General features: G+C 64.3%; 21 protein-coding genes. 14 read left to right on the top strand and 7 right to left on the bottom strand.

The window, feature by feature from the left end:
• Nucleotides 1-209: 209 nt before the first annotated feature.
• The 4 genes from EN845_RS33235 (at nt 210) to EN845_RS33210 (ending at nt 4,904) form a co-directional block, all read left to right on the top strand.
• A complete protein-coding gene (locus EN845_RS33235) occupies nt 210-1,178 on the top strand; it encodes a GlxA family transcriptional regulator (RefSeq protein WP_127873581.1) in 969 nt (322 codons plus the stop codon).
• Between the two features lie 320 nt (nt 1,179-1,498).
• The gene (locus EN845_RS33225; protein ID WP_127873582.1) at nt 1,499-2,803 is read left to right on the top strand and encodes a Xaa-Pro peptidase family protein; all 1,305 of its coding nucleotides are present in this window, start codon (nt 1,499-1,501) and stop codon (nt 2,801-2,803) included.
• A 451-nt stretch (nt 2,804-3,254) separates the two neighbouring features.
• Entirely contained in the window at nt 3,255-3,935 is a 681-nt protein-coding gene (locus EN845_RS33215) for an isochorismatase family protein (RefSeq protein ID WP_127873583.1), read from the top strand.
• Nucleotides 3,936-3,953: 18 nt separating this feature from the next.
• Entirely contained in the window at nt 3,954-4,904 is a 951-nt protein-coding gene (locus EN845_RS33210; protein ID WP_127873584.1) for an alpha/beta hydrolase, read from the top strand.
• Between the two features lie 9 nt (nt 4,905-4,913).
• Here the strand turns inward: EN845_RS33210 and dnaQ are convergent, their stop codons facing one another.
• The 5 genes from dnaQ to EN845_RS33185 form a co-directional block, all read right to left on the bottom strand.
• Nucleotides 4,914-5,639, bottom strand: coding sequence for a DNA polymerase III subunit epsilon (dnaQ, locus tag EN845_RS33205; RefSeq protein ID WP_127276253.1), 726 nt, complete (start codon nt 5,637-5,639; stop codon nt 4,914-4,916).
• Between the two features lie 234 nt (nt 5,640-5,873).
• The gene (gene coaE, locus EN845_RS33200) at nt 5,874-6,455 is read right to left on the bottom strand and encodes a dephospho-CoA kinase (protein ID WP_127873585.1); all 582 of its coding nucleotides are present in this window, start codon (nt 6,453-6,455) and stop codon (nt 5,874-5,876) included.
• On the bottom strand, nt 6,452-7,294 hold the full coding sequence (locus tag EN845_RS33195; RefSeq protein WP_127873586.1) for a shikimate dehydrogenase: 843 nt from the start codon (nt 7,292-7,294) through the stop codon (nt 6,452-6,454). The genes coaE and EN845_RS33195 overlap by 4 nt, the downstream gene beginning before the upstream one ends.
• Nucleotides 7,287-7,886 carry a Maf-like protein gene (locus EN845_RS33190; RefSeq protein ID WP_127873587.1) on the bottom strand — a complete coding sequence of 200 codons (600 nt, stop codon included), beginning with the start codon at nt 7,884-7,886 and terminating at the stop codon, nt 7,287-7,289. The genes EN845_RS33195 and EN845_RS33190 overlap by 8 nt, the downstream gene beginning before the upstream one ends.
• A 244-nt stretch (nt 7,887-8,130) precedes the next feature.
• Nucleotides 8,131-8,952, bottom strand: coding sequence for a pyruvate, water dikinase regulatory protein (locus EN845_RS33185; RefSeq protein ID WP_127873588.1), 822 nt, complete (start codon nt 8,950-8,952; stop codon nt 8,131-8,133).
• Between the two features lie 404 nt (nt 8,953-9,356).
• On the opposite strand from EN845_RS33185, the gene hemE reads away from it, so the two are divergent.
• The 3 genes from hemE (at nt 9,357) to rho (ending at nt 12,356) form a co-directional block, all read left to right on the top strand.
• On the top strand, nt 9,357-10,388 hold the full coding sequence (gene hemE, locus EN845_RS33180; protein ID WP_127873589.1) for a uroporphyrinogen decarboxylase: 1,032 nt from the start codon (nt 9,357-9,359) through the stop codon (nt 10,386-10,388).
• Entirely contained in the window at nt 10,388-10,924 is a 537-nt protein-coding gene (gene hemJ, locus EN845_RS33175; RefSeq protein WP_127873590.1) for a protoporphyrinogen oxidase HemJ, read from the top strand. Before hemE ends, hemJ begins: the two co-directional genes overlap by 1 nt.
• A 166-nt stretch (nt 10,925-11,090) precedes the next feature.
• Nucleotides 11,091-12,356 (top strand): transcription termination factor Rho, encoded by a 1,266-nt coding sequence (rho, locus tag EN845_RS33170; protein ID WP_027145740.1) that lies wholly within the window; start codon nt 11,091-11,093, stop codon nt 12,354-12,356.
• A gap of 80 nt (nt 12,357-12,436) precedes the next feature.
• Here rho and EN845_RS33165 read toward each other — a convergent pair whose 3' ends face one another.
• On the bottom strand, nt 12,437-14,455 hold the full coding sequence (locus tag EN845_RS33165; RefSeq protein WP_127873599.1) for a thioredoxin domain-containing protein: 2,019 nt from the start codon (nt 14,453-14,455) through the stop codon (nt 12,437-12,439).
• 73 nt (nt 14,456-14,528) lie between these two features.
• Here EN845_RS33165 and mnmE point away from each other — a divergent pair, with 73 nt between their 5' ends.
• The 7 genes from mnmE to EN845_RS33125 all read left to right on the top strand — a co-directional run bounded on the left by mnmE (nt 14,529) and on the right by EN845_RS33125 (nt 22,323).
• Entirely contained in the window at nt 14,529-15,857 is a 1,329-nt protein-coding gene (mnmE, locus tag EN845_RS33160) for a tRNA uridine-5-carboxymethylaminomethyl(34) synthesis GTPase MnmE (RefSeq protein ID WP_127873591.1), read from the top strand.
• 202 nt (nt 15,858-16,059) lie between these two features.
• On the top strand, nt 16,060-17,943 hold the full coding sequence (gene mnmG, locus EN845_RS33155) for a tRNA uridine-5-carboxymethylaminomethyl(34) synthesis enzyme MnmG (RefSeq protein ID WP_127873592.1): 1,884 nt from the start codon (nt 16,060-16,062) through the stop codon (nt 17,941-17,943).
• Nucleotides 17,940-18,572, top strand: coding sequence for a 16S rRNA (guanine(527)-N(7))-methyltransferase RsmG (gene rsmG / locus EN845_RS33150; protein ID WP_127873593.1), 633 nt, complete (start codon nt 17,940-17,942; stop codon nt 18,570-18,572). The genes mnmG and rsmG overlap by 4 nt, the downstream gene beginning before the upstream one ends.
• A gap of 55 nt (nt 18,573-18,627) precedes the next feature.
• The gene (locus EN845_RS33145; RefSeq protein WP_031251964.1) at nt 18,628-19,428 is read left to right on the top strand and encodes a ParA family protein; all 801 of its coding nucleotides are present in this window, start codon (nt 18,628-18,630) and stop codon (nt 19,426-19,428) included.
• 67 nt (nt 19,429-19,495) lie between these two features.
• A complete protein-coding gene (locus EN845_RS33140; RefSeq protein WP_127873594.1) occupies nt 19,496-20,380 on the top strand; it encodes a ParB/RepB/Spo0J family partition protein in 885 nt (294 codons plus the stop codon).
• Nucleotides 20,381-20,874: 494 nt separating this feature from the next.
• Entirely contained in the window at nt 20,875-21,501 is a 627-nt protein-coding gene (locus EN845_RS33130; protein ID WP_127873596.1) for a DUF1326 domain-containing protein, read from the top strand.
• Between the two features lie 33 nt (nt 21,502-21,534).
• Entirely contained in the window at nt 21,535-22,323 is a 789-nt protein-coding gene (locus EN845_RS33125; RefSeq protein ID WP_127873597.1) for a DUF2182 domain-containing protein, read from the top strand.
• Between the two features lie 35 nt (nt 22,324-22,358).
• Here the strand turns inward: EN845_RS33125 and holA are convergent, their stop codons facing one another.
• The gene (holA, locus tag EN845_RS33120) at nt 22,359-23,402 is read right to left on the bottom strand and encodes a DNA polymerase III subunit delta (protein WP_127873598.1); all 1,044 of its coding nucleotides are present in this window, start codon (nt 23,400-23,402) and stop codon (nt 22,359-22,361) included.
• Between the last annotated feature and the right edge of the window lie 276 nt (nt 23,403-23,678).

Below are 23,678 nucleotides of genomic sequence, written 5' to 3'. Positions count from 1 at the left end.
AGACGCATGAAGCTCATCCGCCGCAGCGCCGCGCCAACCAAACCGCTTGGCGCTGCGGCGGATGCATAGGGGGAGAACTGTTACCTATGTATCCGGTTCAATCTGTTACCCATCTATCGGCTGGACACCGGCAGGGTAATGAGGGGCGGCGCCAACGTTCCGGAATGGCAATTGACCACAAGCGCCATCTGTCCGAACTATTGCGCCCCATGACCACGCGCGACCCACCCGAACCCACCGAGCCCCTCACCTTCGCGGTGCTGGTCTTTCCCGGCTTTCCGATGATGGCCTTCAGCTCGGTCATCGAGCCGCTGCGCGCCGCAAACATCCTGGCGAAAAGGGAATGCTATCGCTGGATCATCGTCGGCGGCACCAAGGGTCCGGTCGAGGCTTCGAACGGCGTCGTCATCCAGCCGGGCTTTCATGCCGAGGCGGCGCCCAGGGTCGACCGCATCGTCGTCTGCTCGGGCGGCGACGCCGATCATCTCGTCGCCGAGGACGCGGCAAGCTGGATCCGCCGCAGCCTGCGCGGCGGCGCCCATATCGGCGCGGTGGCGGATGCGGCGTTCTTCCTGGCGCGGGCCGGCCTGCTCGACGGCCATGCCTGCACCTTGCACTGGACCAGCCAGGCCGCCTTCACCGAGGCCTTTCCCAACATCGAGCTCAGGCGCGACCTCTATGTCATCGACCGCAAGCGCTTCACCTCGGCCGGCGGCGTCGGCAGCCTCGACATGATGCTGGAGATCATCACATCGGACTATGGCGCCGAGCTTGCCGCCGGCGTCGCCGAATGGTTCGTGCACAGCCAGCTTCGATCGAGCGTCGACCGCAAGCTGATGCCGCTCAGGTTGCGCACCGGCGTCCAGAACGAGCTGGTTCTGTCGGCCATCGCCATCATGGAGGACGCGGTCGAGGAAAGGCTCGGCATGGCCGAACTCACCGCGAAACTCGGCGTCTCCTCCGACAAGCTCGAACGCTCCTTCCGCTCCGAACTCGACATCTCGCCCAACGGCTACTACCGGCGCCTGCGGCTGAAACGCGCCGCCGATCTCCTGGCCCACTCGACGCTCGCCGTGCGCGACGTGGCGCTGGCCTGCGGCTTTGCCTCGATGTCGAGCTTTGCCCGGGCGTTTCGCGAGGAGCATGGGCATCCGCCGAAGCTGGCAAGACGGCATTAGGGGCGCCCGCTGAAGCTGTGAGATGTTGGCGGGACAGCGCCCCCCTCTGTCCTGCCGGACATCTCCCCCACATGGGGGGAGATCGCTGCCACCTCGGCTTTCGCCTATCTCCAACATCGAAGACGGAGGCGCGGTTGGCGAAGCTGCCAATCTCCCCCCTCGTGGGGGAGATGCCCGGCAGGGCAGAGGGGGGCGCGAAGGATCGCGACGGCGCCTGTTGGCCAGCGGCATCTCGCACAACAAACGCGGTATTCCGCACAATCCATCCGCCCCGCCTGCGCCATGCTCGGCCCTCGCAACCCAGCCAAGGCCGAACCCCCATGAGCATCGTCGTATTCGACCCCGACAGCACCGAGGACGTCGACTTCAAGGACCGCATGCGCCACCCGGCGGCGGCCGATCCGGCGGGCGGCATGTGGCTGTCGGACACCGAGCCGTCCTTCATCGATGCCGATGCCTTGCGAAAAGGCCGGCTGGCCAAGTTGCGTGGCTGGATGCGCGAGGCGGGCTATGGCGGCGTCGTGCTGCTCGACCCCTACAACCAGCGCTACGCCACCGGCTCGCGCAACATGTTCGGCTATTTCCTGCGCAACTCGACCCGCTATTTCTTCATTCCGACCGAAGGGCCGATCGTGCTGTTCGAATATCCGCAGAGCTACCATGTCTCCATGGTGCTCGACACGATCGACGAGGCGCGTCCGTCCAAGCTTGTCTGGTCCTCCGTGTCGGGCCGCGACGACGAAACCGCCGGTCCCTTCGCCAACGAGATCGCCGAGCTCCTGAAGACGCATGGCGGCGGCTCGATGAAGCTCGGCCTCGACCGTTGCAGCCACCTGCAGGCGCTGGCGCTGGAAAAGCGCGGCTGCGAGGTCCGCGACTGCCAGGGTGAAATTCTGGCGGTGCGCGCGGTCAAGACGCCGGAGGAAGTCAAATGCCTGATGGCGTCGATGGCCGGCGCCGAGGCCGCCGTCTATGCGGTGCGCGAGGCGATCAAGCCCGGCGTCTCCGAAAACGAGCTGTTTGCGCTGATGTATGGCGAGGTCATACGCCAGGGCGGCGAGTTCATCGAAACGCGGCTCCTGACCTCCGGCCAGCGCACCAATCCCTGGTTCAACGAGGCCAGCGGCCGCAAGATCCGGCCGGGCGAACTTTTGGCGCTCGATACCGACACGATCGGCTGCTATGGCTATTATTCGGATTTTTCCCGCACCTTCCGCTGCGGTCCGGGCAAGCCGACGCCTTACCAGAAGTCGCTCTACCGCATGGCGCACGACCAGGTTCAGCACAACATTTCGATCGTCAAGCCCGGCATGGCCTTTCGCGAGATCGCCGAAAAGGCGTGGAAGATCCCGGACCGCTTCGTCGACCAGCGCTACACCTCGGTCATGCACGGGGTCGGCATGCATGGCGAGACACCGTTCATCGCGCATGCCATGGATTACGAGACCTATGGCCGTGACGGCCATATCGTGCCAGGCATGGTGGTGAGCGTGGAAAGCTATATCGGCGAGAAGGGCGGCCGCGAGGGCGTCAAGCTGGAGGACGAAATCCTGATCACCGACACCGGCACGGAGCTGCTATCGCGCTTCCCCTATGAGGACGAGTTTCTGGAGAAAGAGGTTTGATAGCCGCTGCCCCACTCGGTGACGTAGCCTTTACGGTTGGCGCAGCCTCCCATCGTTTCGTCATCCTAGGGCGAAGCAAGGAGCGCAGCGACGCGGCGCAGACCCTAGGATCCATGCCGGGACGTCAACGCGCCTCCCATCGCCTTCGTCATCCTAGGGCGGAGCAAGGAGCGCAGCGACGCAGCGCAGACCCTAGGATCCATGCCGTGGCGTCGATGCCGCGCAACGGTTACCGAATTCTGCTCCGTTGCGCCATTCGATGGACGTCACGGAATGGATCCTCGGGTCTCCGCGACGCCGCTGCGCGGCTGCTTCGCCCGTGGATGACGAAGTCGGGGAGGCTTCGGCCAATCATCACCGCTTGCGCCAACCCACTAAAAGCAACGATGTCGGCTTTTGACCAGCCTGCCAACCGCCAGGTCGATTCAGCCTGCAACCCAGGCGCCTCCGCATGAAGGCCCCCATCTCCATCAAGCGCGGCACGGTGGCCGCCGTGTTCATCGACCTGCAGGAAGAGCACCGGCAGGACCCGCGCTACCTCGTCGAGGATTACGAAAAGATCCTCGCCAACGTCCAGCGCCTGCAGGCGGCGGCGCGGCAAAACCATGTGCCGCTCCATCACTGGGCCTATATCGTCGATCTCGACAGCCAGGACCGGCCCTTTCATCCCACAGGCGAAGACGGCAAGTCGGCCTTTTCCGACAAGAGCGACCCGCTGACCGAGATCTGCCATGAGGTGGCGCCGGCGGAGGGTGAGGCGCTGCTGATCAAGGCCGAGGCCAGCGCCTTTCGCAGCGGTCCCGCCGCCGACCGGCTCGAGGCTTCAGGCATCGAATGGCTTGTTGTCGCGGGCGTGTGGACCGAGGCCTGCATCGACGCCACCGTAAAGGATGCGGTGGCGAAGGGCTTTCGCGTGCTCTTGGTCAAGGATGCCTGCGGCAGCGGCAGCGCGGCGATGCACCAGACCGGCATCCTCAACCTCGCCAACCGGCTCTATGGCGGCGCGGTTACCGAGACCGACGGCGCCTGCCGGCTGCTGGCCGGCGAGACGGTCACCGTCTGGCAGGTCGAAGGCTCGGTACCCCTGCGCTTCACCTTTGAAAACGCCGCCCGTCTCTATGCCGAGCTTTGACGTGCCCCGCCGACTGAAATGACCGGCCGCGGCAAATACGAAACCCGGCTCGACCCGGCACTCTGGGCCTATATCGACAGCGTCAACGCCTGGTATCCGCCCGAGATATCAGGCCTGCCGGTCGACAAGCAGCGCGCGGTCTATGCCAGGATGTGCCGCGCCTTCCATCAGGGCAGACCGCCCGGGGTCAGGGCCCGCGACAGCTTGGTCGCCGCTTCCAAGCATGGCATCCCGGTCCGCCGTTACCGGCTCGCCGGCGCGGCGCCGCATGCGACGGTGCTCTATTTCCACGGCGGCGGCTTCATCCTCGGCGGGCTCGAAAGCCATGACGACATCTGCGCCGAAATCTGCGCCGGCACCGGCTTCGACGTGCTGTCGGTCGACTACCGGCTGGCGCCCGAGCACCTTCATCCCGCCGCCTTCAACGATGCGCTGGCGGCTTTCGAATGGGCGGCCGCAAGCAGCGGCCTGCCGCTCGTGCTGTGCGGCGAAAGCGCGGGCGGCAACCTGGCGGCGGCGGTGGCACAGGCCACGCGTCACCATCCGCGCGCCGCGATCGGCCAGGTGCTGATCTATCCCGATCTCGGCGGCAACGAGGTGGTGGGCTCCTATGTCGAACACGCCGATGCGCCGCTGCTGTCGACAGGCGATGCCGCCTTCTATCGCGACGTTCGCTCGACCAGGAAGCAATCGCCCGACGATCCGACCTTTTCACCGCTGCGCGACACGGACTTTTCCGGCCTGCCGCCAACGGTGATCATAACGGCCGAATGCGATCCGCTGTCGTCGGATGGCGAGGCCTATCGCGACCGCATCTTGGACGCCGGCGGCAAGGCCTGTTGGCATCAGGAGCCCCGCCTCGTGCACAGTTTCCTGCGCGCTCGCACCACAGTGCCGGCCGCGGCGGAAGCCTTTGCGCGCATCATCGCGGCGGTTGCCGCGCTGGGCCGGGAGGAGTGGCCGTACTGAAGGTCCGGGTTACGACGAGGTCGCGGCACTTGCCTCGGACGACGTTGCCTTCAGCCAAAGCGCCTTTTCGCCAAGCGTGGCGACCATGGCGGCGTGCGCCGCGCGCTCTGCTTCGGTGAGGCGCGGCACGAGCGGCGCCGGCCGTTCGGCGACGATGATCTCGATATGGCGGACATTCTCGCCCTGGGCCGGCGCGGTGGCGCTGTCGAGAATGAGAGCCGCCTGCTTGCCGCCGATCAGCTCGATATAGACTTCGGCCAGCAATTCGGAATCGAGCAAGGCTCCGTGCTTGGTACGCTTGGTATTGTCGATGCCGTAGCGCCGGCACAGCGCGTCGAGCGAATTTGGACCCATCGGGTGCTTGCGGCGCGCCAGGGCCAGCGTATCGACGACAAGCCCGTTATCGACGGGCGGATGACCGAGCCGGCCGAATTCGACATTGAGGAAGCCGATATCGAATGTGGCGTTGTGGGCGACCAGCTTGGCGCCTTCCGTGAACCGCAGCCATTCCTCGGCGATTTCGGCGAAGGTCGGCTTGCCCGCGAGATCGGCAGCGCTGATGCCGTGCACGGACTGCGCCTCGGCATGGATCGCGCGCCCTTGCGGGTTGATATAGTGATGGAAGGTCCTGCCGGTCGGAAAACGATTGACCAGCTCGACACCGCCAAGCTCGATCACGCGGTCGTCGCGCGAATCGAGGCCGGTGGTTTCGGTATCGAAAATGATCTCGCGCATCGAATCAGGTCGCTCCTGGGAGGCAGAATCGCCAGAGCGGAACAAAATGGCAATGGGCAATGCCTCTTTTCCCTTCTCCCCTTGTGGGAGAAGGTGTCGCCGAAGGCGACGGATGAGGGGTGCTCCAGCTTGGCACCGACGGCACCCCGTGGCGCACCCCTCATCCGTCTCGGCGCGGCGCGCCGATCCACCTTCTCCCACAAGGGGAGAAGGAAAGGGCCTCAGCTGCCCCGCTTATCCCCGAAGTTCCGCAATGATCGCTGCAACAGCAGCACGCGCGGCGTCCAGCCCGTTACCGGTATCGATGACGAAATCGGCCAGCCGCCGCTTTTCGGCATCCGGCACCTGCTTGGCCAGGATCGCCGCCAGTTTTTCCTCGCTCATGCCAGGCCGTGCCAGCACGCGCTGGCGCTGGACTTCGGCCGGCGCGGTGACGACGACGACCTTGTCGACCCGGCCACGGCCGCGGGTTTCGAACAGCAGCGGGATGTCGAGGACCGCGATCGATTCGCCGGCGTTACGATGCTTGGCCAGGAAGGCGTCGGCATCGGCGCGGACCAGCGGATGGATGATGGCTTCGAGCTTTTTCAAGGCCGCCGCGTCGCCAAGCACACGGGCGCCGAGTTTTGCGCGGTCGACGCTTCCGTCAGCGGTGGTGCCGGGAAAAGCGGCCTCGACCAGGGGAGCCGCCTTGCCGGCATAGAGGCGGTGCACCGTTTCGTCCGAATCATGCACCGGCACGCCGGCCTCGGCGAACATCCTGGCCGTGGTCGACTTGCCCATGCCGATCGAGCCGGTGAGGCCGAGCACGATCATGGTTTCAGCACCAGATCGGCAACGATGATCGCGCGGAGCTCCGCCGTCACCTTCGGCCTGACGCCGAACCAGCGTTCGAAGCCGGGCACCGCCTGGTTGAGTAGCATGCCGAGCCCGTCGACCGTCTTCAGCCCCCGTGCCCGCGCGGCGGCGAGCAGGGGGGTCTCGAGCGGCACGTAGACGATGTCGTTGACCACGGCATGGTCGGGAAGCAGCGTGGGGTCGGCGGGCAAACCCTCATTGCCCTGCATGCCCAGCGCGGTGGTGTTGACCAGCAGGCCGGCGTCGCCCAGCAATTCGGCGGTCGCGGCCACTTCGTGCGCCGAAACGCCGGCGCCAAAGCGGTCGCGCAATTCGATCGCCCGGGCGAGCGTGCGGTTGACGATGCGGATGTCTTTGAGGCCGCGCGTCTTCAGTGCGTGGATGACGGCGCGGGAGGCGCCGCCGGCACCCAGCACCACGGCCGGGCCCCTGGACGCCCAGCCCGGAGCGTAATCGTCGAGATTGGCGGCAAAGCCGTGGCCGTCGGTGTTGCCGCCCCACAAGGTGCCGTCCTCGAGCCACAGCGTGTTGACGGCGCCGATTTCGTCCGCCGCATGGTCGCGGCGCGCGACCCCGGCAAAGGCCGCCTCCTTGTGCGGGATGGTGACGTTGCCGCCGCGATAGCCATTGGCCTGCATGCTCGTCAGGAAATCGGCGAAATCCCGCGGCGCCACGTCGATCGCCTGGTAGCTGCCGTCAATGCCATGTTCGGCCAGCCAGTGACCGTGGATCATCGGCGAGCGCGAATGTTTTATCGGATGGCCGGTGACGAAGGCCTTCTTCATTGCCTCAGCCATCGATGGCTCCCAGTGTGCGCAGTTCCGCCAGCAGCGGCAGCAGCGGCAGGCCGACAATGGTAAAATGATCGCCCTCGATTATTTCGAACAGCTGGATGCCTTCGCCCTCGATTTGATAGGCGCCGACGCTCGACAATGCCTTGGCGCCGACCCGGGCGAGATGGCGTCCGATGAAGGCGGGGTCGAGCTTGCGCATGGTCATCGAGGCGATGCCGACATGGCGCCACAGCACCTTGCCGTCTCGCACCAGCACGGCGGCGCTGTTCAACTGATGGGTCTTGCCCGACAGCGCCATGAGATGGCGGCGCGCGCCTTCCATGTCGGCCGGCTTGTGGAACACCTCATCGCCGAGCGACAGCGTCTGGTCGCAGCCAAGCACCAGCGCGCCTGGCCGGCGTTCGCTGACTTCGGTGGCCTTGGCTTCGGCCAGCACCAGGGCGACGTCCTCGGGCGAGGCGCCGCTGTCCTGCAACGGCGCTTCCAGCGCCCGCTCGTCCAGCGTCGCGGGAACCGCCTCGATGTCGACACCGGCATCGACCAGCATCGCCTTGCGGAACGGGCTGCCTGAGGCGAGGATGATTTTTTCTGTCATGCTGATTCACCGGCATTAGTGTTCCGTGGCGCACCCCTCATCCGTCCGAGCTGCGCTCGGCCACCTTCTCCCACAGGGGGAGAAGGGAAGTCCTGCGTGGACGCCGCCGCAAATCACCACCCAATGGTATTTTGCAGCAGCGATGGCGCCTCGTTCTTCCTTCTCCCCTTGTGGGAGAAGGTGGCCTCGCGAAGCGAGGTCGGATGAGGGGTGCGCCACGGAATGCTCACATTTCTCGTCTGCCCTACCGCGTCTTCCCCCGCAGGGCAACGATGGCCGCAGCCGTCTCCTCGATCGAGCGGCGGCTGACGTCGATCATCGGCCAGCCGTGGCGGGTGCAGATCTGGCGGGCGTAGGCGAGCTCCTCGTTGATGGCGGCGCGGTCGACATAGTCGGTCGGCACGTAGGTGCTCGAATTGCCGAGGATGCGGTTCTGGCGCACATGCGAGATGCGCTCGGCGGTGGCGATCAATCCGACGATCAGCGGTGTTCTGGCGGTGACCAGGCTTTCGGGCACCGGCACGCCGAGCACGATCGGGATGTTGGCGGTCTTGATGCCACGATTGGCGAGATAGATGCTGGTCGGCGTCTTCGACGTGCGCGATATGCCGATCAGCACGACATCGGCGTCATCCATGTTTGCCGGCAGCTGTCCATCATCATGGTCCATGGTGAAATTGAGCGCATCGATGCGGCGGAAATATTCGGCATCGAGAACATGCTGGGCGCCGACGCGGCGGCCGGCCGGGGTGCCGAGATAGGACTGGAACACGGTGAGCACGGGTTCCAGCACGGACACGCAAGGCAGGCCCATGGCCGCGCAGCGTTCGTCGATGCCGCGCGCCAGCTTCTGGTCGACGACTGTGTAGAGGATGATGCCCGGCTCCTCCTCTATGGCCTCGAACACCTTGGCTATCTGCTTTTCGGTGCGGATGAGCGGGTAGATGTGCTCGATGGCGCGCGCATCCTTGTACTGCGCCGAAGCGGCGCGGCCGGCGGCGAGCAGCGTTTCCCCCGTGGCGTCGGAAATCAGATGCAGGTGGAAGAAGCTCTGGGGTTTGTTCACAGGGGTCACCTGGGGCTGTGGGCGGATGTGGATAAGGTTGGACAGGCGGGCGTACTGGCCAGAGGCGACTGTATCAGATGCCGGTTTGTCCACAATTCGATGCGCTGTCAGCTTCGCCGGACGGCTGGGGACAAGTTCGTGGACGAGACGTTTTGCCTTTCGCCTGTCCACAGGGGAGGCTTCGAGGGTGGTCGATCTAGCGCATTGACTCGCCTGCGAGATTCCTGATTGTCCCCAGAACCCTGCAAACCGCGATCGGGAGTGCGCGACAATATGCTTGCTGGCGTTTTGGCGGCCAAAGCGGGACAGGTGACAACCATCACAACCAACAGACTCTTAGAATCAGAAGACTCTTTTAAAATAAGATATTTGATTAAGAGGAAGCCGGGAGAGGCGAGCGCTCGATGCCTGCAAGACGGATCATGCTGGATGTCCTGAAGGGCAAGGCGGTGTTTCCTCCTCCGCTCTGGATGATGCGCCAGGCCGGGCGCTATCTGCCGGAATATAGGGAAACGCGAAAGCGTGCCGGGTCCTTCCTGGATCTCTGCTACGACCCCGACCTTGCCGTCGAAGTGACGCTGCAGCCGATCGAGCGCTTCGGCTTCGACGCTTCGATCATGTTCTCGGACATCCTTGTCGTTCCCCATGCGCTTGGCCGCGACGTGCGCTTCGAGGAAGGGCGCGGGCCGCTGCTGACGCCGATTTCCGCGGCCGAGATCGCGGCGCTGGGAAGCGAGATGTTTCACGTGAATCTCGAGCCGGTCTACGAGACGGTTCGGAGGCTGCGGGCGAAATTGCCCGACGAGACGACGCTGATCGGCTTCTGCGGCGCGCCATGGACGGTGGCGACCTACATGATCGCCGGTCACGGTACGCCGGACCAGGCGCCGGCGCGGCTGTTCTCCTACCGCGAGCCGGCCGCGTTTCGGCAGCTGCTGAAAGTGCTCGCCGATCATTCGGCTTCCTACCTGATCCGCCAGATCGAGGCCGGTGCGGATGTCGTGCAGATCTTCGATTCCTGGTCGGGGGTGCTCGACGATGTATCGTTCGAACAGTGCTGCGTCGAACCGGTGGCCGAAATCGTCAGGCAGGTTCGGGCCGTCCATCCCGACGTGCCCATCATCGGTTTTCCCAAGGGGGCAGGAGCGCGCTACCAGAGCTATCGCGCCAAGACCGGCGTGACCGGGCTCGGCATCGACTGGACGGTGCCGCTCGAGGCAGCGAAGGCGTTGCAGCGGCAAGGAGCGGTCCAGGGCAACCTCGATCCCTTGCGGCTTGTGGCCGGCGGGCAGGCGCTGGCCGATGGCGTCGAGGCGATCCTCAAGGCGTTGGGGGACGGGCCGCTGATCTTCAATCTCGGCCACGGCATCACCCCCGACACGCCGGTGGCGCATGTCGAGGCGATGGTGAAACAGGTCCGGAGCGCGGCACGCTGATGGCTGACAGAGATGACACCAACAGCACCGGCCAGGCGATGAAGCGCATGGCCGTCGGCATCGCAGTCCTGATTGTTCTCACCGCGCTTTTGTTTTTCTTCGCACCGGAAAGCTTCTATCCCTGGGCAAAGGCGATCCATATCCTCGCCGTCATTTCCTGGATGGCCGGCATGCTCTATCTGCCGCGGCTGTTTGTCTATCACGTCGACGCGGAAAAGGGCTCCGTCCAATCCGAAACCTTCAAGGTGATGGAGCGGCGTCTGCTGCGCGGCATCATCAATCCGGCGATGATCCTCACCTGGCTGTTCGGGCTGTGGCTGGCCTGGAAGATCTTCGCGTTCCAGGGCGGCTGGCTGCATGCCAAGATCGGCCTGGTGCTGCTTATGTCGGGCATTCACGGCTATCTGGCCGCCGCGGTGCGCAAATTCGCCGAGGACTGCAACGAAAAAACGGCAAGGCACTGGCGGATCGTCAATGAGATCCCCACATTGCTGATGATCGCAATCGTGATCCTGGTCGTCGTGAAGCCCTTCTGAGGCTTCATCCGGCCCCGTCAAAAGGCGGCTTGCTCTTTCAGCCGACCGACGATACAAGACGGGTCTTCCTTCCCGTCATGCGCCGCCCCTCATTGCTTTCGGCCGCGCCCGGCATTTGTCGCATCCCGCCGATTTTTTTCCCCAAAGCCTACCCAGAGTCCGTCTAATGCAAGAAATGAAACTCACCGAGTTCAAGAACAAGAAGCCGCCAGAGCTGATCGCTTATGCCGAATCGCTCGAGGTCGAGAACGCCAGCGTCATGCGCAAGCAGGAACTGATGTTCGCGATCCTGAAGAAGCTCGCCGCCCAGGACATCGAAATCATCGGTGACGGTGTGGTCGAGGTGCTGCAGGACGGTTTCGGCTTCCTGCGCTCCGCCAATGCCAACTATTTGCCAGGTCCCGACGACATCTATATCTCGCCGTCGCAGATCCGGCGCTTTTCGCTGAAGACCGGCGATACGGTCGAAGGACCGATCCGCAGCCCGAAGGAGGGCGAGCGCTATTTCGCGCTGCTCAAGGTCAACACGATCAATTTCGACGATCCCGAGAAGATCCGCCACAAGATCCACTTCGACAATCTGACGCCGCTCTATCCGACCTCGCGGCTGAAGATGGAGGTCGACAATCCGCCCAGCAAGGACATATCGCCTCGCGTGATCGACCTGGTGGCGCCGATCGGCAAGGGCCAGCGCGCTTTGATCAACGCACAGCCGCGCACCGGCAAGACGGTGCTGTTGCAGAACATCGCGCACTCGATCACCGCCAATCATCCGGAATGCTATCTGATCGTGCTTCTGATCGACGAGCGTCCGGAGGAAGTGACCGACATGCAGCGTTCGGTCAAAGGCGAAGTGATCTCCTCGACCTTCGACGAGCCGGCCGTGCGCCACGTCCAGGTCGCCGAAATGGTCATCGAGAAGGCCAAGCGCCTGGTCGAGCACGGCCGTGATGTGGTGATCCTGCTGGATTCGATCACTCGCCTCGGCCGCGCCTACAACACCGTCGTGCCGTCATCCGGCAAGGTGCTGACCGGTGGTGTCGACGCCAACGCGCTGCAGCGGCCGAAGCGCTTCTTCGGTGCCGCCCGCAACATCGAGGAAGGCGGCTCGCTGACCATCATCGCCACGGCGCTGATCGACACCGGCAGCCGCATGGACGAAGTCATCTTCGAAGAGTTCAAGGGCACCGGCAACTGCGAAATCCAGCTCGACCGCAAGGTGGCCGACAAGCGCATCTATCCGGCCATCGACATCCTGAAGTCCGGTACCCGCAAGGAAGACCTGCTGGTGTCGCGCCAGGACCTGCAGAAGATCTTCGTGCTGCGCCGTATCCTGGCGCCGATGGGAACCACCGATGCGATCGAATTCCTGATCGACAAGCTGAAGCAGACCAAGACCAATGGCGATTTCTTCGATTCGATGAACACTTGAGTTCGGAGGGGGTTCGCCCCCTCCTCTTCGTTCTCGGATCTGCGCCGTGTCCGCTTCCTGCCCTATCATCTCGCGGCGAGTTAGGGTCGCCGCACCAATCCTTCCAGCTCATCCGGATCCGTAACCACCGGCAGGCAGACCTGGCCGGTGCAGAACCAGGCGCCGCGCCGGTTGGTCGGCGGCAGGATTCCGCCGGGCAGCAGGGGTCGATTCGCCGCCGTACCGATCGGCACGACGATATCGACGCGACGCGGATCGGGATTTCGATTCGCGACCGGAATGAGCTTCGGATCCTCCGGCCCATCGACGATGACCAGTTTCAGCGGCTCGATGACGAGCGCGCAGGCATTGACGATGCCCGTCTGGCCATAGGCCTGATGCGCGGCGCGGCCGGCGGCGTGCTCGGCGGTTTTCCACGCCTTCTCCTGCAAGTCGAGATTGCCGGTGAGGGAGGCGAGCCGGAGCTGCGCCTCGATGGTCTGGCTGGTGGCCGACGGAATGGCCTCGTCGACATCCCCCCTGATGCGGATCGGCACGTCGGTGCTGTCCGAGGCCGTCAGATAGTAGCCCGTGCCTTCGGCGTCGGCGTGCCAACGGTCCAGTTGTTCGAGGAACTGGCTGGCCTTTTCGACATAATTCCAATCGCCCGTGGCTTCGAACAGCGAGATCGCGGCGTTGGTCATGGCGGCATAGTCGCTCGACAGAGCGGGAAACAATTTCCGGGCGCCGAGCATGGAATGCGGCAAGCGATTGTCGCGGCTGGCGGCGCTGACATGGGCAAAGGCCTTTGCCGCCGCCTCGACCCAATCCGGGCGGGCCAGCGAGCGGCCAGCTTCGGTGAGGGCGGCGATCATCAGGCCGTTCCAGTCGGTAAGGGTCTTTGCATCCAGGCCCGGCCTGACGCGTTCTTCCCGCACAGCGAGAAGCCTTGCCTTGAGCGGCACCACCTGGTCCCGGTCCCCCACACCAAGCGCTTGCTGGGAGAGGGTCTGGTGGACCACTGGCTTGCCTTCCCAACCGGGCGGGCTGGAAAGCGTGAAGTATTTGAAAAACAAAGCTGAATCGCCGCCAAGGACGGATTCGATCTCTTCCCTGCTCCAGGTGTAGAACAGCCCTTCCTCGCCATCGCTGTCGGCGTCGAGACTGGCGGCAAAGGCGCCGCCGTCGACCCGCATTTCGCGCAGCAGCCAATCGACCGTGTCTTCGATTCGTAGCCGGAACAGATTGTTGCCGGTAGCCGCGTGAGCCCAGTTGCAGAAACGGATGAGTTGGGCGTTGTCGTAGAGCATCTTCTCGAAATGCGGCACCAGCCATTCGGCGTCCGTCGAATAGCGGCTGAGCCCGCCGCCGATGTGATCGTAGATGCCGCCGCTCAGCATATGTTCGAGGCTGGTGAGAACGTCGTCACGATGCGCGGCATTGCCGTCGCGCAGCCAGGACAGCCACAACGTTTGCATGAACGGCGCGTTCGGGAATTTCGGCGCGCCGGCGAGGCCGCCGCGGTCGCGGTCGACCATGCCGCCGATGGGGCCGGCAAGGTCGGACAGCGTATCGCGATCGAGAAGCGCCTTGGCATGCGTGGCCGAGAGCCGTGCCTCGACATGGGAGGTCAGGCCATCGGCGCTCTGGTGCAGGCTCGCCCGCTTGTCGCGCCAGGCCTTGTCGACCGCTTCCATCACCTGGATGAATCCCGGACGGCCATAACGCGGCTCGCGCGGGAAATAGGTGCCGCCCCAGAACGGCTTGCCGTCCGGCGTCAGGAACATGGTCAGCGGCCAGCCGCCCTGCTCGCCCATTGAGGACAGGGCCGCCATGTAGATCTGGTCGATGTCGGGGCGCTCCTCGCGGTCGACCTTGATATTGACGAACAGACGGTTCATGACGGCGGCGACGTCGTCATTCTCGAAGCTTTCATGGGCCATGACATGGCACCAGTGACAGGCGGCATAGCCGATGGAGAGCAGGATAGGCCTGTCCAGCGCCTTTGCTTCTTCCAGCGATGCCGGCGACCATCCCCGCCAGTGCACGGGATTGCCGCTGTGCTGCTGCAGATAGGGGCTGGCCTCGTCGGCAAGCAGGTTTCGCGCGGGCAAAGTCACAAGGGCCAAACTTTCGGGGCAATCCGGGGGCGGTGATGAGGCGGAAGCTAGGGCGGTTCGGTAGAGCGGGCAAATGATTTCAGGCGAATCGATCGTGGCGCTGTCGAGCGGCCGGCTCCCCGCCGGTGTCGCGGTGCTGCGCATATCCGGCCCAAGGACTCGATTCGTTATCGAAACGATTGCCGGCGGCATGGTTAAGGAGCGGAGCGCGGTTCTGCGCAAGTTCAGGGCTGCGGATGAGACGGTGCTCGACACTGGGCTGGTCGTCTTCTTCCCCGGTCCGGCCAGTTTCACGGGTGAGGATGTCGCCGAGTTTCATGTTCATGGCGGCCGCGCCGTGGTGGCCAGGATGCTGGAGACGATCGCTGGCTTTGACGGCGTCAGGCATGCCGAACCTGGAGAATTCACGCGCCGCGCGTTCCTCAATGGCAAGGTCGACCTGGTCGAGACCGAGGCGCTGGCCGACCTCGTCAACGCCGAGACGGAAGCGCAGCGGCGTTTTGCTATCCAGAATGCCGAAGGCGCGCAGCGCGAGCTCTACCTCAATTGGCGTCGGCGCCTGATCCATGCGCGGGCGATGATCGAGGCGGAGATCGACTTCGCCGATGAGGATGACGTACCGGGTTCCGTTTCGGATACGGTTTGGTCAGACGTGCGGTCGATGATGTCGGAAATTGACCGCCACATAGCGGGATTCCACGCCGCCGAAATCATCCGCGACGGCTTCGAAGTCGTCATCCTCGGCGCGCCCAATGCCGGCAAGTCCAGCCTGTTCAATGCCTTGGCGCGGCGCGATGCGGCTATTGTAACGGATGAACCCGGCACCACCCGCGACCTGCTGGAGGTGGTGCTGGACCTCGAAGGCCTGCGTGTCAGGCTGACCGATACGGCCGGGTTGCGGGATGCGCCGGGGAAGGTCGAGGCGATTGGCATAGGGAAGGCGAAAGCCAAGGCGGATCGCGCCGATCTCGTGCTGTTGCTCGAGGACGCCGCCAACCCAAGGGATGCGGGTCCGCTGACAGTGACGGCGCCGGCATTGCGCGTTGGCACCAAGCTTGATCTGCTTGACAGCGAAGCGGCTCACAATGGGGTTCGGCGCTATGAGTTTGGCATATCGGTGATCGACGGGACGGGCGTGGATGGATTGCTGGCGGAGATCGGGCGCCGCGCCAGTCAGGCAGCGGGCGCTGCCGGCGATGTGCTGCCGTCGCGGCTACGCCATGTCGAGCTGCTCAATGCCGCGAACCGGCATCTGCACCGCGCCGCCGATGAACGGACCGCGCAGGAACTGCGCGCCGAAGAACTGCGCCTGGCAGCCGACCGGCTGGGGCGAATCGTGGGCGCCGTAGACGTCGAGGACTTGCTGGACGTGATCTTTTCCCAGTTCTGCATCGGAAAGTGACTCACGTGAAACACTGCGGTCGCTGGCAGGGCCTCCTCCGACTGACTCACGTGAAACAGTCTTGGGGCCGTGATTCACGTGAAACGCGGACAGAAGCAGCCTTTCCCTGTTTCACGTGAAACGTCGCGCGGAAGTTTTCTTGACAGCATGGCCTCGCAGGGACATGTGTCGCTCATCTCATTGAGTCCGGGACCTATGTAAAATGACCGATCACTATGATGTGGTTGTGGTGGGCGGCGGCCATGCCGGCTGCGAGGCTGCCAGCGCGGCCGCGCGCGCCGGCGCCAGCACCGCCCTGGTATCGCTGCGTTTCGATACGATCGGCGTGATGTCGTGCAACCCGGCGATCGGCGGTCTCGGCAAGGGGCATCTGGTGCGCGAGATCGACGCCATGGACGGGCTGATGGGCCGCGTGGCGGACGCCGCCGGGATCCAGTTTCGTCTGCTCAACCGCCGCAAGGGGCCAGCGGTGCGGGGTCCGCGCACGCAGGCCGACAGGAAGCTCTATCGCCTTGCCATGCAGGAAGCGATTCGGCAGCAGAATGATCTCGACGTCGTCGAGGGCGAAGTTCTCGATTTCGAAATGCCAGATGGAAAGATCGCCGCGGTTCTGCTGGCGGACGGCCGCCGGCTTGCCTGCGGCGCCGTGGTGCTGACGACGGGAACCTTCCTGCGCGGTCTCATCCACATCGGCGAGAAAAAGATCGTCGCCGGCCGCATGAACGAGAAGGCCAGCATGGGATTGTCGGCGACGATGGACCGCGCCGGGTTCAAGCTCGGGCGGCTCAAGACCGGCACGCCGCCGCGGCTCGATGGGCGGACCATCGACTGGGCATCGCTCGACAGCCAGGCGGCGGACGAGCATCCCGTGCCGTTCTCGCTGATGACCGACCGCATCGTCACACCGCAGATCGATTGCGGCATCACGCGCACGACGATGGCGACCCACGAGCTGATCCGCGCCAATCTTGGCCGCTCGGCGATGTATTCCGGCTCGATCGAAGGGGTCGGGCCACGCTATTGCCCGTCGATCGAGGACAAGATCGTCAAGTTCGGCGACCGGGACGGGCACCAGATCTTTCTCGAGCCGGAAGGGCTCGACGACCACACTGTCTATCCAAACGGGATTTCGACCTCGCTACCGGAAGACGTTCAGCTCGATATCCTCAAGACCATTCCGGGGCTGGAGCGTGCGGTCATGCTGCAGCCCGGCTATGCCATAGAATATGACCACGTCGATCCGCGCGAACTGCATCAGACACTGGAGACCAAGCGCGTCGCCGGGCTCTTTCTCGCCGGGCAGATCAACGGCACGACCGGCTATGAAGAGGCGGCTGGACAGGGCCTGCTCGCCGGCCTCAATGCCGCGCGGCGCGCCGGAGGGGGCAAGCAGGTCGTGCTCAGCCGCACCCAGGCCTATATCGGCGTGATGGTCGACGATTTGACCAGCCGCGGCATCAGCGAACCCTATCGGATGTTCACCTCGCGGGCCGAGTTCCGGCTGTCGCTGCGCGCCGACAACGCCGATGAGCGGCTGACCCCGCTGGCCGACAAGCTTGGGATCGCCTCGGCGCGACGGATGCAGCGTTATGCCGGTGTCATGCGGCGGCTCGACGAAGCGCGCCAGCTGGCGCTTTCGCTGACCATGACGCCGAACGAGGCGGCACGGCACGGTCTGGAGATCAACCGCGACGGCGTGCGCCGGTCCGGCTTTGAACTCCTGGCCTATCCCGGTGTCGACGTGGCCTGGCTGGCCAGGGTCGAGCCGAAGTTTCACGACATCGACGCCAAGACCGCCGAGCGTCTCGAAACGGAAGCGAAATATTCGGTCTATCTCGATCGCCAGAGCACGGATGTCGCGCAGATCCGGCATGAAGAGAGCCGGCTGATCCCGGAGACGGTCGATTTCGCCGGCGTGCCCGGGCTGTCCAATGAGCTGAAGCAGAAGATGCAGGCGCGGCGGCCGCGCTCCATCGCGGATGCCCAGCGCATGGAAGGGATGACGCCGGCAGCGCTGGCGATCATCGTCGCGCATGTCCGCCATTGGGAATCCGCACAAAAGGCCGAGCAGAGGGACGTTGCGTGAGCTCGTTTTCCCTGAAGAGCCTGCAGGACGCCGCCGGTCCGGTTTCACGTGAAACATTCGAGCGCCTGGTGGCGTTCGAAGACATGTTCCAGAAATGGAATCGCAGCATCAATCTCGTGGCACAGTCGACCGCGGCCGATGTCTGGCAGCGCCACATACTGGACAGCGCCCAGCTCGCACGGATAGAGCCTGAAGCCAGGCATTGGGTCGATATCGGTTCGGGCGGCGGCTTTCCCGGGCTGGTCATGGCTTTTCTGCTCGCCGAGCGCGTCGGCGCAAGCATCGATCTGGTCGAAAGCAACCGCAAGAAGGCCTCTTTCCTGCAGACCGTCATCGGTCAATTCGGCTTGCCGGCGCGCGTCGTGGCGCGCCGTATCGAGGACAGCCATGGGCTTGTTTCGAAGCCGCAAATCGTCACGGCGCGGGCGCTGGCTTCGCTTTCGGTCCTGCTCGACCTGTCCGCGCCATGGCTGACCTCGGGCGCGCGCGGATTGTTCCACAAAGGCCGGGATTACCGCGCCGAAGTGCAAGAAAGCGTTAACCGGTGGACCTTCGATCTGGTAGAACATCCGAGCGTGACCGACGCCAGCGGCGTCATCCTCGAATTGTCCAATGTGCGGCCTGTCTGAACCGAGACCGGCCTGATTATTCGGCGACCCAAAGATGAATTTCTGGCATAAGCCCATGATGAAGAACGGCCCTCGAATCATCACCGTAGCCAACCAGAAGGGCGGTGTCGGCAAGACGACCACCGCCATCAACCTGGCCACCGCGCTGGCGGCCATCGGTGAAAAAGTGCTGATCGTCGACCTCGACCCGCAAGGCAATGCAAGCACCGGCCTCGGCATCGACCGCAAGGACCGGACGGTCTCGTCCTACGATGTGCTGACGGGCGAACTGGACCTGGAAGCCGCCGCCATTCCGACCGCGGTGCCCGGCCTGTCGATCGTGCCCTCGACGCTCGACCTGCTCGGCATCGAGATGGAGATCGCATCGGCGCCCGACCGGGTTCTCAAGCTGCGCAACGCGCTGCGTGCCGCGACCGAGCGCGGGGCGCCTTTCGGCTATGTGCTGATCGACTGCCCGCCCTCGCTCAATCTTTTGACCTTGAATTCCATGGCGGCGGCCGATTCCGTTCTCGTACCGCTGCAATGCGAGTTCTTCGCGCTGGAAGGCCTCAGCCAGTTGCTCGAAACCGTCGAGCAGGTGCGCCGCTCGATCAATCCGGATCTCACCATCCAGGGCATCGTGCTGACCATGTATGACGGCCGCAACAACCTCGCCAACCAGGTGGTGCAGGACGTGCGCGAGCATATGGGCGATAAGGTCTATGAGACCATCATACCGCGCAATGTGCGCGTGTCCGAAGCGCCGTCCTATGGCAAGCCGGCGATCCTCTACGACCTGAAATGCTCTGGCAGCCAGGCCTATCTGCAGCTGGCCTCCGAAGTGATCCGCCGCGAGCGTAAATTGCGCGCGGCTTGATTAGGCCAGATGCATAATCAACAGCCGATTCGATACCGAAACGATTCGAAATAGACGTGGAATAAAGATGAACGAAGATCTCTCGAGGAAAAGACTGGGTCGCGGGCTGGCAGCTTTGATCGGTGAGATCGACCGCCCGGCCGCACCGGAAAAACCGGGCATGAGCGCCGATGGCAAGGTGCCGATCGAGTTCATCAGCGCCAATCCGAAAAATCCGCGGCGTCATTTCGGCGATGCCGAACTGACCGACCTCGCCCAGTCGATCCGCGAGCATGGCGTCGTGCAGCCGGTGGTGGCGCGGCCGTCGCCCACCCAGGCGGGCCGCTACGAGATCATCGCCGGCGAGCGCCGCTGGCGGGCGGCGCAGCGCGCCGGGCTGACCGAGATCCCGGTCATCATCCGCGATGTCAACGACCGCACGGCGCTGGAACTGGCGATCATCGAGAACGTCCAGCGCGCCGACCTCAATCCGGTCGAAGAGGCGCAGGGTTACCAGCAGCTCATCGACGACCATGGCTACACCCAGGCTGATCTCGGCCAGGTGATCGCCAAGAGCCGCAGCCATGTCGCCAACACTTTGAGATTGTTGAAGCTGCCCGACGTGATCCGCGACATGCTGGTCGACGGCGCGCTGTCGGCCGGCCACGCCCGCACGCTGGTGACGGCCGAGGACCCGGCGGGCCTTGCCAAGCGCATCGTCGAGGAAGGCCTTTCCGTGCGCCAGGCCGAAGCGCTGGCGCAGATGCCGGCGGGCACACCTTCCAACGCCGCCAAGCCCGCCGCGCCGGCCGCCGAAAAGGACGCCGACACGTTGGCGCTGGAAAAGCTGCTCACCGACACGACCGGCATGATCGTCACGGTCGACCACAAGGGCAAGGGCGGGGTGTTGCGGGTTGCGTATCGGAGCCTGGAGCAGCTGGACGAGCTGTGCCGGAGGCTGAAGCAGGATTAGAGGTGGCCCGGTGATTCACTGGACTACCAATCCGTTCTGACTGTTGTTTCCACGCAGTTAGAGCAATTCCAGGAAAAGTGCGTAGCGGTTTTCCCGGGAGAAGCGCATAGCGCTTCCCCTTGGGAATCGCGTAAAAACAAGAAGTTAGAGCGAGATGCCGCGACAAACCTTTCCCGGGATGCTTGGTATTTAGCCGGCGAATGTTTCGCGCGGTTCTCCCTTCTCCCACAGGGGGAGAAGGAATAGGGCGCCTACCACTGCCCCAGCCTCGCGCTCTCCACGGCGATCCCCTGCAACGCCTCTCGCCAGCCCTGGCGCTCGCGGCTTGACAGTGCCGGGCAACGGTATAACCTCAATTAGAGATGGCTTGAATTATCTGCCCTAGCGTGCCGGTCAGCCGCGGCGAGGGCTGTCTGCCATTCCTACATGCCCATGAATGGCATCGCCTCGCCAAAACGATATGCCGACGCGCCTGACGCAAACGGGAGGTGCAAATGGCAGTCCGTTGGCAATTGTCCGGAAGTTACTTCGAAAATTGTAGCTGCGATGTCGTGTGTCCTTGCCTGCTGTCCACCAACGCGCAGCTGACATCGAAGCCGACGAGAGGCGTTTGCGACGTTGGTTTGGTCTTTCACATCGATACCGGCAATTACGGCGACGTTCGATTGGATGGGCTGAGCGTCGCGATGGTTGCTCACACGCCGGGTCCGATGGCAAACGGCGACTGGACGGCCGCCGCCTATATCGACGAACGGGCCGATGACGGGCAAACAGAGGCGCTAGGTGCCATCTTCACTGGCGCGGCCGGCGGCCCCATGGCGGTATTGGCACCCATGATCGGCACGAACCTCGGCGCCAAGAAGGTGCCGATAAGCTACCGGATAGACGGCAACAAGCGGTCGGCGGAGATTGCGGGCATCATGCGGATGGCTGTCGAGCCACTGCCGACAATGCGCGAGGATGGGCAGATGTGGGCGGCCACCGGCCATCCTGTCAATCCCGACTGGCTCGCCATGGCGATGGGGGCGGAAGGCAGCACATTCAGCGACCATGGCATGAGCTGGGACAATTCCCGCCGAAACGGACATTACGCCCCGATCAACTGGTCTGGCCAGCAGTAGAAGCTGGCCGCATGGTACGGAACGTACTTGTCCATGGCGCCGACGTTCCAGCGATACATCATTCTCGCGCTGCTGATCTCCATCGCCGCGGCGGCGTGGATCCTGCTCGTCTGGCAGCAGATGGGCATGGACGCGGACATGCGCATGGAAATATACTCACTCACCATGGGCATGAGGGCGCCGCTGTTCCTTGCCGTCTGGATGATCATGATGATCGCCATGATGTTTCCGACGGCCGCGCCCATGATCCTGACCTTTCACACGGTCCAGGCCGGCAAACGGGGCCGCGGCGAGACCTTTGTCTCGAGCTGGGTGTTCGTGGCCGGGTACATGCTGGTTTGGGGCGTGATGGGCGTTATCGCCTTTGCCGGCGCGGCGGGTGCGGAGATGCTTGCCGGACATGTGGGATTGTCCACGGCGACGGCCGCGCGCATCGGCGGCGCGCTGCTGATGGTTGCCGGCGCCTATCAACTCTCCCCGCTGAAGGATCTGTGTCTGGCCAAATGCCGCACGCCGATCGGCTTCATCCTGACCTCATGGCGCGACGGTTACTGGGGCGCGGTTCGCATGGGCCTGGAGCACGGACTTTTCTGCCTGGGCTGCTGCTGGCTCTTGTTTCTCGCCCTCTTTCCTCTCGGGATCATGAACGTCGCCGCGATGGCCGTGGTCACCTTGCTGGTCCTTGCGGAAAAGACCCTTCCGGCAGGAGATCGGATCGCAAAGATGTCGGGTGTCGCTCTGCTCCTTTATGGCGCGGCGGTGCTGGTCTTTCCACAGGCGCTGCCAACCTTTCAGCCGGTGGGCGCCATGAGCATGAATTAACCAGCGCTCGGCACCGAAAAGGGGAGATCGCTCTGCTACCTTTGCGCCAGCCGCGCGCTTTCCACCGCGATCCCCAGCAGCGCCTGCCGAGCCAGCGCCACCGACAGGTCCGGCCGGCGCCGCGTCTGCAGCACGGCTGACTGCAGGCGGTTCAGCGCGCGGCCGAGCGCTTCGCTGTTCCAGCGCTCCAGCGTCTTTTCCACCAGCTTGCGCCTGGAGAAAAAGACCGGCGGGCGGGCGGCGGCGACGACGGAAGCGGCGTTGCGGCCGCCGGTCTCCATCTGGCCGCGCATGACCTGGATCTGCTGTAACTGCCGCATCGCCGAGGACAGCACCAGGAAAGGCGGGCCGCCACCCTGGCAATGGCGGGTGAAGGCGGTGTCGAAGTCGCCGACCTTGCCTTCGAGCAGCGCGTCGACGGCGTCGTCGAACGAGGCGCCGGACACGTCGCCGGACATGGCTCGCACCTCTTCCAGCCCGATTTCCCTCTGGCCGTGGGCGTAGAGGGCGAGTTTTTCGATCTCGCCGCGCGAGGCCAGCCGGTCGCCGCCGAGATTGCGGCGCAGCGCTTGCCTCGCCTCAAGCGTCATCGACATGCCGGCCTTGCGCAGCTCGTCGTCGATGACGGTGTCGATGTCGCGGGCCTCATCGGCGTAGCAGGGCAAGGCCATGGCATTGTCGGCGCCCTCGACCACCGCGCGCAGCCCGACGCCTTTCTTCAAATCGCCGGCCTCGATCAGGATGATGGCGTCCCTCGCCGGCTCCGCCGTCAGCGCCTTGACGTCGTCGGCCAGCGCCTTTTGTCCGGTGGCGTTGCGCACCCAGAGCAGCCGCCGGTCGGAAAACATCGGTACGGTGCGGGCCTCGTCGAGCAGGCGGCCCTCGTCGCGGTCGACCTCCGAACCCTCGAGCCTGACCACCGAGAACGGATCGTCGAGCGGCAGGCCGGTCTTCCCGGCAAAGGCCTTCGCCCGCTCCGAGACAAGGCCGCGATCGGGGCCATAGAGCAGGACGATCGAGATGCGCGGATCAGGCCGCGCGAGCCAACCGTCGACCTCGAATGCTTTCTTCTGTGCCATGCAGGGTGGTTAGCATGATGCGGGGAGGGAGTGAACGGCGATCCGCACCGAGCGCTCTTTCCCTTCTCCCCTTGTGGGAGAAGGTGTCGCCGAAGGCGACGGATGAGGGGTGTTCCAGGGAACGCCAGCGTCTCACTCCGCGGGAACACCCCTTGTGTGTTTGGAATCGTGCATTGTTGAGGGTGCCACGGACCAGGTGCTTGCCTGATCCGTGGCGGCGGTCGAGAGCCCGTCACCCCTCAGGTGGCTTAAACCGTGGATGAGCTGGGGCCCGAC

The sequence above is a fragment of the Mesorhizobium sp. M8A.F.Ca.ET.202.01.1.1 genome, from assembly GCF_004791595.1.
Classification (GTDB): Bacteria; Pseudomonadota; Alphaproteobacteria; order Rhizobiales; family Rhizobiaceae; genus Mesorhizobium.
This window is presented reverse-complemented; position numbering and strand designations above follow the sequence as displayed.